The organism is Streptomyces sp. PKU-EA00015 (assembly GCF_013387495.1).
Classification (GTDB): Bacteria; Actinomycetota; Actinomycetes; order Streptomycetales; family Streptomycetaceae; genus Streptomyces.
In genome coordinates this window covers 22,435-37,155 of the sequence record NZ_JABZEE010000006.1, presented here as the reverse complement: position 1 = coordinate 37,155, position 14,721 = coordinate 22,435, and the positions used below count along the sequence as shown (strand labels likewise).

Annotated in this window: 10 protein-coding genes; 3 read left to right on the top strand and 7 right to left on the bottom strand. The window is 72.3% G+C overall.

The features are described from left to right. Positions 1–64: 64 nt before the first annotated feature. Positions 65–298: a hypothetical protein gene (locus tag HW130_RS06260; RefSeq protein ID WP_177148417.1), complete on the top strand. Its 234-nt coding sequence runs from the start codon at positions 65–67 to the stop codon at positions 296–298. A 216-nt stretch (positions 299–514) separates the two neighbouring features. Here HW130_RS06260 and HW130_RS06255 read toward each other — a convergent pair whose 3' ends face one another. After that, positions 515–988: an ATP-binding protein gene (locus tag HW130_RS06255; protein ID WP_256355926.1), complete on the bottom strand. Its 474-nt coding sequence runs from the start codon at positions 986–988 to the stop codon at positions 515–517. 904 nt (positions 989–1,892) lie between these two features. Between HW130_RS06255 and HW130_RS06250 the strand changes: the two genes are divergently transcribed. Together HW130_RS06250 and HW130_RS06245 are read left to right on the top strand one after the other, a co-directional pair. After that, complete coding sequence (locus HW130_RS06250; protein ID WP_177148415.1) at positions 1,893–3,362, top strand: PHB depolymerase family esterase; 1,470 nt, start codon at positions 1,893–1,895, stop codon at positions 3,360–3,362. A gap of 95 nt (positions 3,363–3,457) precedes the next feature. After that, positions 3,458–4,855, top strand: a complete 1,398-nt coding sequence (locus tag HW130_RS06245; RefSeq protein ID WP_375256510.1) for a tannase/feruloyl esterase family alpha/beta hydrolase — start codon at positions 3,458–3,460, stop codon at positions 4,853–4,855. 136 nt (positions 4,856–4,991) lie between these two features. On the opposite strand, the gene HW130_RS06240 is transcribed toward HW130_RS06245, so the two are convergent. From HW130_RS06240 to HW130_RS06215, 6 genes are all read right to left on the bottom strand, one after another. Continuing rightward, positions 4,992–8,024, bottom strand: coding sequence for a glycoside hydrolase family 38 C-terminal domain-containing protein (locus HW130_RS06240; protein ID WP_177148414.1), 3,033 nt, complete (start codon positions 8,022–8,024; stop codon positions 4,992–4,994). Positions 8,025–8,052: 28 nt separating this feature from the next. Beyond that, positions 8,053–10,071: an endo-beta-N-acetylglucosaminidase gene (locus HW130_RS06235; RefSeq protein ID WP_177148413.1), complete on the bottom strand. Its 2,019-nt coding sequence runs from the start codon at positions 10,069–10,071 to the stop codon at positions 8,053–8,055. Between the two features lie 81 nt (positions 10,072–10,152). Beyond that, on the bottom strand, positions 10,153–11,421 hold the full coding sequence (locus HW130_RS06230; RefSeq protein ID WP_177148412.1) for a glycosyl hydrolase: 1,269 nt from the start codon (positions 11,419–11,421) through the stop codon (positions 10,153–10,155). Positions 11,422–11,457: 36 nt separating this feature from the next. Continuing rightward, a complete protein-coding gene (locus HW130_RS06225) occupies positions 11,458–12,318 on the bottom strand; it encodes a carbohydrate ABC transporter permease (protein ID WP_177148411.1) in 861 nt (286 codons plus the stop codon). Beyond that, positions 12,315–13,286: a carbohydrate ABC transporter permease gene (locus HW130_RS06220; protein ID WP_177148410.1), complete on the bottom strand. Its 972-nt coding sequence runs from the start codon at positions 13,284–13,286 to the stop codon at positions 12,315–12,317. Before HW130_RS06220 ends, HW130_RS06225 begins: the two co-directional genes overlap by 4 nt. A gap of 24 nt (positions 13,287–13,310) precedes the next feature. Next, positions 13,311–14,609, bottom strand: a complete 1,299-nt coding sequence (locus HW130_RS06215; protein ID WP_177148409.1) for an extracellular solute-binding protein — start codon at positions 14,607–14,609, stop codon at positions 13,311–13,313. Positions 14,610–14,721: the final 112 nt, after the last annotated feature.

The following is a 14,721-nucleotide window of genomic DNA, read 5'->3' as shown; positions in this document are numbered from 1 at the left end:
AGGGCGTTGTCAGTGCCGCGCGAGATGCTTGACGGCCCGACACCTTCACGAGGGGAACCGCGAGATGAACGATCCCGAGCTCGCCGCCGCGCAGGCGTACGTACGGCTTCTGCAGACCACGAGGGCCCTGCTCGCCGATCCCCGCCGGGCCCCGACGGCGCTTCCGCTGCTGTCCGCACCGATGGCGGAGGCCGACGAGGCGCTCAGCGCGGTCGGACTGGCGGGCAACGAGGCCGGATTCTTCCGCCTGGTGGCGGACCTGCACACGACCGCCCGGCAGAACAGGAGCGCTGCCTGAGGCGGCTCCGATTCGCCCGGCGGCCGGTCCCGGGTACGAGACCCGGGCCGGCCGCACGGGCTGCCGGCAGGCCGGGGTCCGTCTCGCGGGACGTGGGTGTCGCCACAGAGGGCGCGTGTCGCGGAGTGACCGGCGTGACGGCCTTTTCGTGTCCGCTGGTCCCGCTGCCGAAGCGCGCGTGCACCGCACGCGCGCGCCTGAGGGACCGCGGACCTCTCACCGCACGGCATCCACCTCGAGGGCAGGCGCATCGGACGGATGCCCAGGCAGGGCCAGCGGCCTGAACTCGACGACGGGCCGCCTCGGGGCGCGGGGGCCGGTCAGGATCCGCTCGGCCTCCTTGACCCGTCTGCTGAACCAGATGACCTTGCCCTCCTCGGTGCCGCACGTGCCCCAGCTGTCGCTGAGCTTGGCGACCTTGGCGAGCCCTCCCCGCGACGGGGAGGAGCTCCGCACCGGTGGCAGGCACCGGTCCCGGTCGGAGACGGACGCGACCAGTCGGCGACCGGTCCAGCGCAGCTCGACCACACAGGTCTTGTCGCCGCTGACGTGCTGCACGACGTTGTCGACGAGTTCGTCGACGGCGCTGCAGACGGCATTCACATGGTGCTCAAGGCTCCAGTACCTCAGATGCGCCGCGAGAATGCGCCGGATCTGGGGAATGCGCTCTGACGATGCCGCCACTTCCATTCTGTAGTGGCAGGCAACCGGAACATTCATGACCGTGGCTCCTCACCGCGACGGCCCTTCATTTCGCAGGATGGACCCCCGAGTACGAAGAGTGAGCCCTTGTCGCTTCTGGGTCACCATCAGGGTGCCTGCACCCGGCGCACCCCGCAACACGCGCGGCGGGCGCCCGCTCGGCGCAAGCCCGTCCCGGGGCCTGCGGCGTTCGGTCCGACGACTGCGCCGACCGGGGGCGGAGCGCAGCGGTACCGCTTGCGAGAACCGCGTGGTCGTCGTCGCCCGGCGAGTGCAGGAGTCGCCGACCGCGTTCTTCAGGGCGGAGGCCGAGGCGCGGTTCGGCCGATCGGGGGCTGCCGGCACGGGAGTTGCCCCTCGTCTTCGACGGCGCGAGCGCACGCGTGGGCGCACGCGCCGAATCGCTCGGCGCCCTGACGCGGAGCCGCCGACGGCCATGACGACGGTGGCCGCCAGGACGTCGACGAAGGCGCCGTCGGGCAGGTCGGCCGCACCGGCCGCCCACAACCCGAGCGCGGCGGTGACGACCATGACCACGAGGCCGGCGAGAACGGCCAGGAGCGCGTGGGGCCGGCCGTGGGCACCGCGTACCGCACCGGCCGGCTTCGTCGTTGCTTGCTGACTCACGCTGCCACGCTAAGGAGGGCCGGATCGCCGCGCGCCCCGGGTGGGCCGACCGCGTGCCCGTGGCGGGATGCGTATCCGAGGGCCGTCCCGCGCCCCTCGGCAGCGGGGGCACGACTCCGTCATGGGCTCCCATAGCGCACAACTGCCTCCGCCGCAAGAGGCCGTGAGCCGCTGACTGGGAGCGCGGCTGTGGGCCGCCTCACCATTCCTGTCGCGTGTGCCGGTTCCTACTGTGACCGGGATCCACCGACCGTGGGAGGTCCGGATGTCGCAGCGCATGAGCCCCCGGCCGCGGGGACCGATGTCCGCCGGACGGCTGGTCGCGGTGCTCGCCCTGCTGTTCGGGTGCCTGTCGGCCGTCCCCGTTCCCGTCGCGTACGCGGCCGTCCCCCTGGAACGGGTCACCGCTTTCGGCAGCAACCCGGGCGATCTGGCCATGTACGTCCACCGGCCCGCGTCCCTTCCGGCCGAGCCCGCGGTCGTCGTCGCCCTGCACGGCTGTACGCAGAGCGCCCAGGTCTACGCCGACAACTCGGGGCTCGCGGCCTTCGCCGACCGCCACGGCTTCCTGCTGGTCCTCGCCCAGACGACGGCGTCGAACAATCCCAACAACTGCTTCAACTGGTTCCAGGCGGCGGACAACCGCCGCGGGCAGGGCGAGGCCGCCTCCGTCCGGCAGATGGTGGCGCACGCCGAGAGCGCCTACGGCGCCCACCCGTCCCGCACCTTCGTCACCGGGCTGTCGGCCGGCGGCGCGATGACCGCGGTCGTCCTCGCCGCCTACCCGGACGTGTTCGAGGCGGGCGCCGTGATCGCCGGCATCCCGTACGACTGCACGAGGGACACGGGGCCGTTCACCTGCATGAGCCCCGGCACCGACCGGACGCCCTCGGCGTGGGCGCAGCGGGTGCGCGACGCGTACCCGTCGTACACCGGGCCGTGGCCGCGGGTGGCGATCTGGCACGGGGACGACGACGCCACGGTCGCCCCGATGAACGCCGGTGAGCTCAGGGACCAGTGGACGGCCGTGCACGGGCTCGGCCAGGTCCCTGACCGGACCGGCCCCATCGGGCCGAACGGGACGCGGCGCGAGCAGTACCTGGCCGGCGGTGAGGTCGCCGTCGAGGTGGACCGGGTGCCGTCTATCGGGCACGGCACGCCGGTGGATCCGGGCAGCGGCCCCGAGCAGTGCGGGGCGACCGGCACGCCGCACTTCATCGACGCGATCTGCTCCAGCCTCTGGGTCAGCGAGTTCTTCGGCCTGGCGGGCGACGTCGACCCGGACCCCGGCGGTCTGCCCGCACCGGGCGGGCTCGCGGTCACGGGAGCGGACGACAGCTCGGTGTCCCTGCGCTGGGACGCGGTCGACGGGGCGGCCGGGTACGCCCTGTACCGCGACGGCGTCCGGATCACCGCCCCCGCCGGCACCTCGCACACCGACACCGGCCTGGCCCCCGGCACCTCGTACGCCTACAGCGTGGCCGCACGGGACGCGCAGGGCACCGAGGGCGTCCGCTCCGGTGCGGTCACGGCGTCGACCACCGGCCGGGCCGCGGCCTGCTGGACGAGCAGCAACTACGCGCACGTCCAGGCGGGCCGGGCGACCACCGCCGGCGGCTACGCCTACGCCAGGGGATCCGGCCAGTTCATGGGCCTCGACAACACGTTCGTCACCCACACGCTCAAGGAGTCGCCGGCCGGCTACTTCGTCGTCGCCGACGGCTCCTGTCCCTGACCCCGCTCCCCCGACCCCCAGGAGGCCCGTCCGTGCTGTCCGCCCTGCCGCCGCCACGCACCGCACCCGTCCGCTCGCGCCGCCGCGCGTACGCGCTGTCCCAGTGGACCGCCCGCGCGGCGGCCGTGACCGCCCTGCTCGTGGGGTCCGTCGCCGTCCCGGCCGCGGCCGCCCCGGACGCCGGCGGCGGGCACTGCGCCCGGATGGGCGCCCTGCGCGTGCCGGGCGCCGGGCACCAGGAGGTCTCGTGCGTCGGCGAGTTGACGACGGCCGGCACGATCGCCTCAGGCCACACCGACGAGGCGGACTGGGCCGGACTCACTCCTGCGGGCCTGGCCACGCCGAGCGGGGTGCCGGGCATCCAGATCGACGGCTGGTTCCCCGACGACTCGGCGGGCAACACCAATCACGGCTGGAACCACGACGCGCAGTTCGTCGTCCGGCTCCCCGACCGCTGGAACGGCGGTCTGGTCGTGGCCGGTTCGCCGGGTGTGCGGGAGCAGTACGCGAACGACCGGGCGATATCGGACTGGGTGCTGTCCCGCGGCTACGCGTTCGCCGCGACGGACAAGGGCAACACCGGCGCGGCGTTCCACCGCGACGGCGACCGGCCCGGCGAGGCGATCGCCGAGTGGAACGAGCGGGTCACCCAGCTCACCCGGGCCGCCCGCGCGGTCGTCGCCCAGCGCTACCACCGGCCGCCGGCGCGCACGCTGGCCACCGGCATGTCCAACGGCGGCTACCTGGTGCGCTGGCAGCTGGAGAACCATCCGGAGCTGTACGACGGCGGCGTGGACTGGGAGGGCAATCTGTGGCGCGCACAGGGCCCCAACCTGCTCACGTTCCTGCCCTCGGCGCTGCGCAGCTATCCCGTGTACGCGGCGGGCGGTGAGGGGTCCGAGCGGGCGCACCGCGAGATGGTGGCGGCCGGGTATCCGGCGGGCTCCGAGTTCCTGTGGGCCTTCCACCACCAGTACTACTGGGACCTGACACAGCGCATATACCGCGAGGAGCTCGACCCGGGCTTCGACGGCGCGACGGAGGCCGGGACCCCGTTCTGCGCACCCGGCACCCCCGCGTGCGACGCGGACTACGTGTACGGGGACCGGCCCCGCGAGGTGGCCGACGCGGTCGAACGGATCGCGCTGACGGGGCGGATCGGCAAGCCGCTGATCACGCTGCACGGCACACTCGACGTGCTCCTGCCCATCGGGAAGGACTCCGACGTGTACGCGGGGATGGTGCGCGACGCGGGCCGCGCGAAGCTGCTGCGGTACTACCGCATCGAGGGCGGCACGCATGTGGACTCGCTCTACGACGCCTTCCCGGACCGGCTGCGGCCCCTGACACCGTGTCACCGCTCGGCCTTCACCGCTCTCGAGGACTGGACCGGGAACGGCAGGGCGCCCGCGCCGAGCCGAACCGTTCCACTGCCGAGGGCGGGCGAGGGCGACGGACGCGATCTGCTCAGCCGCTGTTCGCTGGGCGGCTGAGGACGGTCCTCCACCCCGGCACTCCGAGATACCGCAGGGGCCTCTGTTCGGGGCGAGCTTCCAGTCGGCGGACACACCGGCCCGCCACCTCACGGCTCTCCAGGGAGCGTGAGGCGGCGGGCCGTGCGCGCGGCTGTCAGGCGCCGCGCGTCAGACGCAGCGTCACGAGCTCGAACGGGCGCAGGTTCAACCGCACCGCGCTGTCCCTGAGTTCGTGCCGCCGCGGGTCGGCGAGCGGGCGCTCCAGCAGGTCCGTCGTCGCGACCCCACTCGCCGTGAAGCCCGGGACGACCCGTGCCCTCGCGCGGCCACCCGCCGACTCGTAGACCCGCACCACGACGTCGCCGCTGCCGTCGTCGGCGAGCTTCACGGCACTGACGACGACCGCGTCGTTGTCGACGGTGACCAGCGGTGCGACCGCGGTGTCACCCGGGACGCGCCGCTCGGGCAGGTTGACGCGGTAGCCCTCGCGGACGGCGTCGCCGATCGAGGCGCCCGGCACGAGGGCGTGGCGGAAGCGGTGCACGCCCTGGTCCGTCTCCGGGTCGGGGAAGCGGGGCGCGCGCAGCAGGGACACCCGCAGCGTGGTCGTGGTGCCGGAGTCGGCCGTGCGGACGGTGCGGGTCACGTCGTGGCCGTACGTCGAGTCGTTGACGAGCGCGACGCCCCAGCCCGGCTCCTCCATGTGGACGAAGCGGTGGTTGCACGCCTCGAACTTGGCGGCCTCCCAGCTGGTGTTGGTGTGGGTGGCGCGGTGGAAGTGGCCGAATTGGGTCTCGGAGGCGTACCGCTCGGCGTGGATGTCGAGCGGGAAGGAGGCCTTGAGGAACTTCTCCGTCTCGTGCCAGTCGACCTCGGTGTCGATGTCGAGGCGCTTGACCCCGGGGGTGAGCGTGAGCACCTGCGTGACCTTGGACGCGCCGAAGCTGCGGACGACGCGCACGGCCGCGGACGAGCCGGCGTCGACCGGGGACACCTCGTCGGCGTCGGTCAGGTCGGTGACCGTGTTGCGGTAGAACGCGTCGACGTCCCAGGCGTCCCACATGTTCGGGAAGTCGGGGTGGAGCTGGAGCAGGTTGGCCGCCCGGCCTGGCGCGACCGTCTCGCGCTCGGCGGCGATGTCGTACGCGGACACGATCAGGCCGTCGGCGTCGACCTCCACCCGCAGCAGGCCGTTGTCGAGGACGAAACCCCCGCCGTCGCGCTCGGCCAGCCGGGCGCCGCCCGCTTCGGCGGGCACGGCGGCGCCGCCGGCCGCGACACCGTGCCGCTCGTGCGGGGCGGCGTTGAAGACGAGTTCGCCGCCGGCCTCCGGGTCTCCGGCGAGGGCCCGCTGGGCCTCGTCGATGATGCCGTTCAGCTCGTCGGCGACGGCCGCGTAGGTCTTCTCCGCCTCGCGGTGCACCCAGGCGATGGACGAGCCGGGCAGGATGTCGTGGAACTGGTGCAGGAGGACGGTCTTCCAGATGCGGTCCAACTGCTCGTACGGGTAGGCGGATCCGGTCCGCACGGCGGCGGTCGACGACCACAGCTCGGCCTCGCGCAGCAGGTGCTCGCTGCGCCGGTTGCCCTGTTTGGTCCTCGCCTGGCTCGTCAGGGTGGCGCGATGCAGCTCGAGGTAGAGCTCGCCCACCCACACAGGCGGAGCGGGATACTCCGCCTCGGCCTTGGCGAAGAACTCCGTGGGGGTCTCCCACGTCACGGTGGCCGAGCCTTCGAGGTCGCGCAGCCGGGCCGCCTTGGCGACCATCTCGCGGGTGGTGCCGCCGCCGCCGTCGCCCCAGCCGGTCGGCGCGAGCGAGTGCCTCGCTGCGCCCTTGTCCTTGAAGTTCTTCGCCGCGTGGGCGATCTCGCTGCCCTTCATCGAGCAGTTGTAGGTGTCGACGGGCGGGAAGTGCGTGAAGATGCGCGTGCCGTCGATGCCCTCCCACAGGAAGGTGTGGTGGGGAAAGGTGTTGGTCTGCGACCACGAGATCTTCTGGGTGAGCAGCCACTTGGAGCCCGCGGCCTTGATGATCTGGGGCAGCCCGGCCGCGAAGCCGAACGTGTCCGGCAGCCAGGCCTCGTCGTTCTCGATGCCGAACTCGTCGAGGAAGAACCGCTTGCCGTGCACGAACTGCCGTGCCATGGCCTCGGAGCCGGGCATGTTGGTGTCGGACTCGACCCACATGCCGCCGGCCGGTACGAACCGGCCCTCGGAGACCGCCTTCTTGACCTTGGCGTAGACCTCGGGCCGGTGCTCCTTGACCCAGGCGAACTGCTGCGCCTGCGACATGGCGAAGACGAAGTCCGGCTCGTCCTCCAGCAGGGCCGTCATGTTGGAGGTGGTACGGGCCACCTTGCGGACCGTCTCGCGCAGCGGCCACAGCCACGCCGAGTCGATGTGGGCGTGGCCCACGGCGCTGATGCGGTGCGCGGAGGGCTCGGCCGGGGTGGCGAGCACCCCGGCGAGCTCGTCGCGGGCGGCGGCGGCGCTGCCGTTCACGTCCTGGAGGTCGACGCGGTCCAGCGCGCGGCCCACGGCGCGCAGGATGTCGTGGCGGCGGGGGCCGTCCGCCGGAAGCTCGTGCATGAGCTCGCCGAGCACCTCCAGGTCGAGCACGAGCTGCCACACGGTCTCGTCGAAGACGGCGAGGTCCATGCGCGCGAGCCGGTACTGCGGTTCGCTGCCCGCGGTCTCCTTGTCGCCGAGCTGCGTCGGAATGAAGGGGTGGTAGTCCAGGATGACGGGGTTGGACGCGGCCTCGACGTGCAGCAGGACTTCTTCGCCGCCGGTGACCGGTGCGCCGATGCGGACCCACTGGTTGCGCGGGTTGAGGCCCTTCACCGGGGTGCCGTCGGGGCGGTAGACGAGCCCCTCGCACTGGAATCCGGGCATGTTCTCGTCGAAGCCGAGGTCGAGGATCGCCTCGACCGTACGGCCGGCCCACTCGGCCGGAACGGTCCCGGTGACGGTGAACCAGCTGGTGCCCCACGGAGCACCCCACCGGTCGCCGACGGCGATCGGCGCGGGCGTCGCGGCGAGCCCTTCGGCGACCGGGACGGGCTCGCCCGGCGCGTTCCACACCGCGACGTCGAGCGGCACGGACGCGGGGTGGACGGCGGGGCGGATGCGTTCGTCGAGGACGCGCTTCAGGCGCGCCTCGACGAGGGTGCGGTCGTCATGCATGAGGGGTGCTCCGGGGGTCGGTGGTGATTTACCAGGGGTGGTCGGTCGTCGCGGCGGTGGACACGCTGTACAGCTCCCCCACCGCGCGGACTTCGAACCGGGCCGCCCGCTCGCCCTGTTCGGGCTTCTGGCCGGGGACGAAGAAGGCCCGCTGGCAGGTGGCGCCGAGGAAGCGACGCGTCCCGTCGGGCAGGAGGCGGTGCAGGGTGTGGTGGCGCACGGCGCCGGGCGCGGGCTGCCAGGTGAGGCGCAGGCCCGCGGCCGACGCGTCGGTGACGCGCAGGGCCGTGGGGGCGGCGGGCCGGGGTACGGTCCCGGCGGCGCGTACGGCGAGGGCGCCGAGCCGCCAGGTCACCCGGCCGCCGCTGCCGGTGAGCCGTACGCCGAGGGCGTGCACGGTCCCGGTCAGGCCCGTGAGCCGTACGGTCCGTGTGGTCCAGCCCGGTCCGGCGGTGCCCACGGGGAGGTAGGTGTACGGGTGGGGCTCGCCGGGTCCGGCGGGTTCCGCCGTGGCGACGGCCAGTTCGACGGCGACCTCGCCCGCCTCGGCGCGGTGCGTGAGCTCCACGACGGTGTCCGCGGCGAGCGGCAGCCGCGTCGCGTACAGGTCGAGCGTGGCCGGTGCGTCGAGGGCTCCGTCGACCCGGAGGCTGCTGCCGCCGTGCCAGGCGTCGGCGAAGTCGAATCCGACCGCGGGCCGGGTCCCCTCGGTGCGCACGACCCACTGGCGCGACGGCATGCGGTCCTGGAGGCCGAGGTGGTTCCACGCGGTGTCCGAGACCGCCCTGCCCGCCTCGTACCAGCGCAGGCCGTGCCCGGTGTTGAACACGGTCGCGAACGGCCACGCGCCGACCGTCGAGCGATCGGCGACGGCGAGCGCCGGGGCGCGCCAGGTGTCGGAGGTGTCCGGCCGGGACGGGTCGAGCGAACGTCCGCTCCAGAAGCGGTCGTCGGCGGCGTGGAACTGGGCCGGGGTGCGGCCGGCCGGCAGATGGTTGCGGGTCCACTCGGGCCGGTAGAAGCTCAGCGAGACGACGTCGTCCGTGGCCTCGGGGAGGACGGCGTCCCAGTCGACGGTCTTGTTCCAGCCACTGGCCTCCACGTCGACGCCCGCCCACAGCGCGTACCGGCTGCGGCCCATCCGCTGCGCCAGCTGCCCGGAGGAGGTGAGGTCGGCGCGCGTCCAGTTGAAGTTGAGGAACATGGAGTCGGCGGCCTCGAAGAACGGCCGGTTGCGGTCGTTCAGGGCGTCCTGCCAGTCCACCGACCCGTCCACGGTCATCGAGTCGTACCAGGTGACGCGCAGGCCCTTCGCGGTGCCGAGGCTCTTCAGCTCGGCGAGAAAGCCCCGCATGTCGGTGGCGAGCGCCCGGTCGCCACCGCCGGTCTCGGCGTTGACGAACCACCCGTCGAAGCCGTACGCCACGGCCACCGCGACGAGCTGCGCGGCCAGCGGGTAGCGGCCGAAGGCGTCCTTCTGCACCAGGTCGCGGGTCCAGCGGAGCTGACCGCCGTAGGCGACGGGCGGCAGGAACACGTTACCCAGCACCGGCACTCCGTGGCGGTGGGCCGCGTCCACGACGGGCGCGTTGGGCGCGAGGATCAGGCCCTCGCCCGACGAGCCGCCCCAGAAGACCAGTTCGTCGACGTACGCCCAGTGCGTGGTGGCGTAGTAGTCAGCGGTGGGCGCGCCCTGGGAGGGGTTGGACGCCGTGGGCGCGAAGGAGACGAGGGACTGGACGCGGGCCTGGCCGGCGCGCGCGGTGCCGTTCACCGGGGTGGGGGTGAACCGGCGCGCGAGGGGGACGGCGGACTTGTTGAAGGGCAGGTCCGTGTCCTGCTCGGCCCGCCAGGACTTCAGGCTGCGCCAGGTGATGCCTTCCCCGGGGCTGCCGGAGGGCAGCGAGTCGGGGTACCAGTAGGAGGCGTACGGCGCGCCGAGCGCGTTCTTCTTCGCGGCGGCGGCCGTGCCCGGCACGAGGACCGGGGTGAGGGCGGCGGCCGCGGATGCCGCGAGGACGGCTCGTCTGCTCAGGCGGGGGGTCATGACGGTGCTCCGTATCGTGTCGTGGACGGCTTACGGTGCGGTGCGAGGGGGTTGTCCGGTGGATCAGGGCCGGACAACCCCCTAGGCCGGCTCGGGGGTGACGCCGGCCTGTTCGGGGGTGACGACCTCGGTGATGCCGCGGGCGGCGAGATGATCCCGGTCGCCGGCGCGGCTCGCCAGGACGGTGGTGGGTCGTGCCCCGTCGGCGGTCAGGCGCGCGAAGGCCTCGAAGACGGGGCCGCCGGGGGCGCACACCGAGCGCCGGGGCGCGGTGTCCTCGTCGCCGGCGTCGACGACGAGGGCGGTCGTGCGGGGCGCGGGGCGGTGCTCGCGTCCGCGCCACGCCTCGGTGATGCGGGCGATGGCCCGTCCGGCCGGTTTCACCTTCCGGTCGTTGGTCAGCAGGCCGAGGCTGTACTCGAGTTCGGGGAAGTCGGCCAGTGAGCGGGAGACGTCGTGGGAGCACCACCAGGTCACGCCCCATACGTCCGGGCAGTCCAGCGCGCCCGCGACGGTGGCCTCGGTGAAGGCGGCGGTGTGCTCGGCCGGGATGTGCGGTGCGGGCGCGCCGACCTCCTGGAGCCATACGGGCCGGCGGGCGTCCAGCGCCCATGCCTTGGACAGCTCGATGAGGTAGGCGGCGTGGTGCTCGGTGGCGGTGCCGGTGCGGCCGTGCCGCTGGGCCGTGCCGTTGAAGACCCAGGAGTGCACGGCGGTGACGGGGCCGATCCGGGCCGCGTGGGCGGGGGTGAAGGGCTGGTCGTCCTGGTACCAGGAGGCGTCGTACTCGGCGTGCAGGTGCATCCGGCCCGGCGCGCCCTCCTCGCAGGCCGCGAGCAGCCGCTCCAGCCAGCCACCGGCCTGCTCGGGGGTGACGCGGTCGGGGTCGGGGTGGGGTCCCGCGGCGAACTGGGCGATCTCGTTGCCGATGGTCATGCCGATGAAGTTGGGCCGGTCGGCGAGGGCTTCGGCGAGCGTGCGCAGGTACGCGGCCTGTCCGGCGACGACATCGGGGTCGGTGAAGATGTTGCGCCGGTGCCAGGTCTGGGTCCAGGCGGGCAGGAAGTCGAAGCTGGACAGGTGTCCCTGCAGTCCGTCGACGTTGACGTCGAGGCCGCGTTCGGCCGCGGCGTCGGCGAGTCGGACGAGCTGGTCGACGGCGCGCGGGCGGATGAGGGCGCGGTTGGGCTGGAAGAGCGGCCAGAGCGGGAAGACCCTGATGTGGTCGAGCCCGAGGCCGGCGACGGAGTCGAGGTCGGCGCGCACGGCGTCGATGTCGAAGTCCAGCCAGTGGTGGAACCAGCCCTCGCTGGGGGTGTAGTTGGCGCCGAAGCGCAGGGCGGAGCTCATGGAGAGGCGGTGTCCCAAGTCTCGTCGTGGTGTCGGTCAGCCCTTGACGGCGCCCTCGCCGACGCCGCGGAAGAAGAACCGCTGGAGGCAGGCGAAGAGGACGATCAGCGGCAGCACGGCGATGATCGTGCCCGCCGCGACGAGCCGTTCGTCGTTGGCGAAGGTGCCGTGCAGGTAGTTGAGGCCGATGGTGAGGGTGAAGTTCTCCGGGTCGCTGAGCACGATCAGGGGCCACAGGAAGTCGTCCCACGCGCCCATGAAGGCGAAGATGGCGACCACGGCGAGGGTGCCCCGGACCGAGGGCAGCGCGATGCGCACGAACCGCTGCCAGACGTCGGCGCCGTCGACGAAGGCGGCGTCCTCCACCTCCTGCGGGAGATTGAGGAAGGCGTTGCGCATCAGCAGGACGTTCAGCGCGGCGACCGACCCGGGCAGCAGTACACCGAGCAGGGTGTTGTTGAGGCCGAGGTCCCGCATGGTGGTGAACTGGGCGATGATGATGCCCTCGACGGGGACGAGCATGGCGAGGATGAACGCCAGGGTGGCGGCCCTGCGTCCGCGGTAGCTGAGCCGGGCGAGCGCGTAGCCCGCGAGGGCGGCGCCCACGCAGTTGGTGACGACGTTGGCGACGGCGACCTTGAGCGAGTTGAACGCGTAGTCCCACACCGGGATGGTCTCGGCGACGCGCGTGTAGTTGCCGATCGTCGGATCGCTCGGCAGGAACCGCGGCGGTGAGCTGAAGATGTCCTCGTGCGGACCCTTGAGCGAGGTGGACAGCTGCCAAAGGAAGGGCCCGACGGTCAGCGCGAGTACGGCGAGCAGCAGGACGTAGCGCAAGACGAGCTGGGTGGCGGGGATGCGCTTGCCCTCGGCGTCGGTGATGCCCCGGTTGCTCACGCGTCCTCCTTCCGGTCGGCGCGCAGCACGAGGAGCATGAGCGCGACGGTGACGACGAAGACGACGACGGAGATGGCGGAGGCGTAGCCGACGCGGCCGGACAGGCCCGTGCCGACGCGCTGGACGAGCATGACGAGCGTGGTGTCCTCGCCCGCCGGGCCGCCGCTGGGCCCGGCCATCAGGTAGACCTCGGAGAAGACCTTGAAGGCGGCGACGGCGGAGAGCGCCCCGACGAGGACCATGGTGGAGCGGACGGCCGGGACGGTGACGGAGAAGAAGCGGCGTACGGGTCCGGCTCCGTCGACGGCCGCGGCCTCGTGCAGCTCGCGCGGGACGTTGGCCAGCGCCGCCAGATAAATGATCATGTAGTAGCCGAGGCCCTTCCAGACCGTGACGGCCATCGCGCTCAGCAACAGGAGCCACTGGTCGCTGAGGAAGCCGATCCGGCCGACGCCCACCGCCTCCAGCACCGCGTTCACCAGGCCGCGGTCGTCCAGCATCCACACCCAGATGAGGCCGACCACGACGACGGAGGCGACGACCGGGGTGTAGAAGGCGGAGCGGAAGAAGGTGATGCCGGGGATGTGGCGCTGCACGAGCATCGCCAGGAGCAGCGGCAGGATCACCAGTGCGGGCACGACACCGAGGACGTAGAGGGTGCTGTTGCGCAGGCCGATCCAGAACATCTCGTCATCGAGCAGTTCGCGGAAGTTGGCGAGACCCACGAACCGGCCGGGGACGAGCGTGCGCCGGTCGGTGAACGCGTTGACCAGGGTGCTGAGGAACGGGTACAGGACGAACGCGCCGACGACGAGCAGGCCGGGCGCCGCGAACAGCCAGGGGCTGGAGGGCAGATGGCGGCGGACGGCGCCGCCGGCCCGGCGCTCGGGGGAGCCGGGGCTCCCGGGCGCCGGGCCGGACGCGGCCGGGCCGGACGAGATCGCCTCGGAGGCGGTGGAGGTCTTCATGGCGGTGTCGATCAGCTCGGTCGGTCAGCTCTGCTTCAGCAGCCGGTCACACGACTTGACAGCGTTGTCAAGCGCTTCCTCGGGGCTCTGCTTCCCTTGCAGGGCGCGGGCGACCGCGTTGCGCAGCTCGGTCTTCATCTGCTCGCTGAACAGCACCGGCGTGTAGTTGACCGCGCTCTTCAGGGACTTGGCCGCCGCGATGCGCACCCGGGTCTCGTCGGTGCCGTCCTCCTTGGTGAAGTACGGGTCGTCGAGGGAGCCGGCGGTGCTCGGGAAGATGGCGACCTGCTTCGCGAACTCCATCTGGCGGGTCGCGTCGGTCACGAAGTGCGCGAAGGCGACGGCGGCGGGCTTCCGCTCGGTCCGGGCGTTGACCATCACCCCCATGACGTACATGTTCGCCTTGCCGGTGCTGGTGATCTGGTCCGTGATGCCGATGTTCTCGTAGAGGCTCGGGGCCTCCTTCTTGAACTTGCCGAGGTCGAGCGCGCTGCCGGGGTTCATGGCGACGGACTCGGTGAGGAACTTGTGGCCGGCGGACTCGGGGGTCGCGGTCAGCGCCTGGGCGTCCAGGGCTCCCGCGTCGAACAACTCCTTGTAGCGGGTGAGCAGTTCGACACCCTTGGCGTCGTTGAACGCGAAGCCGGTGCCCTCCTCGTTCATCAGGGGGACGCCGTAGCGGCCGAAGTCCTCGATGGTGGGCACGTTCGCGAGGGTGGCGACTTTGCCCTTGCTCTTCTCGGCCGTCTTCAGGCCGTAGTCGAAGACCTCGCCGTAGGTGGTCGGGGGCTTCTCGGGGTCGAGCCCCGCCTCCTTCAGCAGGCGCTTGTTGTAGAAGAGCGGACCGGTGTTGAGGTACCACGGGAAGGCGTACGTGCCCTCGACGCCCGGCACCTCGTGGGCCTGCCAGGCACCCGGCAGGTACTCCTTCTTGTACTGCGGCGCCGCCTTGTCGAGGTCCAGCGCGAGGCCCGCCTTGGCGAGGGGGGCGACGAGGTCGGGCGAGACGTTGACGACGTCGGGCAGGGTGCCGCCGGCCGCGTCGGCGCTGATCTTGTCGGCATAGCCCTCGGCCGGCCGGTCGACCCACTTGACCTCGGTGCCCGGGTTCTGCTTCTCGAACTCGGCGATGAGGCCGTTGAAGTAGTCCTTGAAGTTGGCCTGGAGGTTCCAGGTCTGGAAGGTGATCTCGCCTTCGACCTTGCCCTCGATCTTGCCGGAGCCGTCGGCCGCGCCCGGACCGGAGCCGCCGCCACAGGCGCTCAGCGGCAGGACGACGGCGATGACGGCGATGACGGCGAAGGCCCTGCGGTTGATGCGCACGGTGAACGGCTCCTTTGCTCGGCACAGACGCATGAGGGATACGGCGGCCGGCTCGAAGAGGTGGCCGGCTGCGCACGCCCAGCAGACCTTGCACGGGGTCGGCGGAGAAAGT

Bases quoted from the DNA above. Each gene is read 5' to 3' on its own strand.
- HW130_RS06250 (WP_177148415.1), top strand. From the start codon at position 1,893: ATGTCGCAGCGCATGAGCCCCCGGCCGCGGGGACCGATGTCCGCCGGA.
- HW130_RS06260 (WP_177148417.1), top strand. From the start codon at position 65: ATGAACGATCCCGAGCTCGCCGCCGCGCAGGCGTACGTACGGCTTCTG.
- HW130_RS06230 (WP_177148412.1), bottom strand. From the start codon at position 11,421: ATGAGCTCCGCCCTGCGCTTCGGCGCCAACTACACCCCCAGCGAGGGC.
- HW130_RS06235 (WP_177148413.1), bottom strand. From the start codon at position 10,071: ATGACCCCCCGCCTGAGCAGACGAGCCGTCCTCGCGGCATCCGCGGCC.
- HW130_RS06220 (WP_177148410.1), bottom strand. From the start codon at position 13,286: ATGAAGACCTCCACCGCCTCCGAGGCGATCTCGTCCGGCCCGGCCGCG.
- HW130_RS06255 (WP_256355926.1), bottom strand. From the start codon at position 988: ATGGAAGTGGCGGCATCGTCAGAGCGCATTCCCCAGATCCGGCGCATT.
- HW130_RS06240 (WP_177148414.1), bottom strand. From the start codon at position 8,024: ATGCATGACGACCGCACCCTCGTCGAGGCGCGCCTGAAGCGCGTCCTC.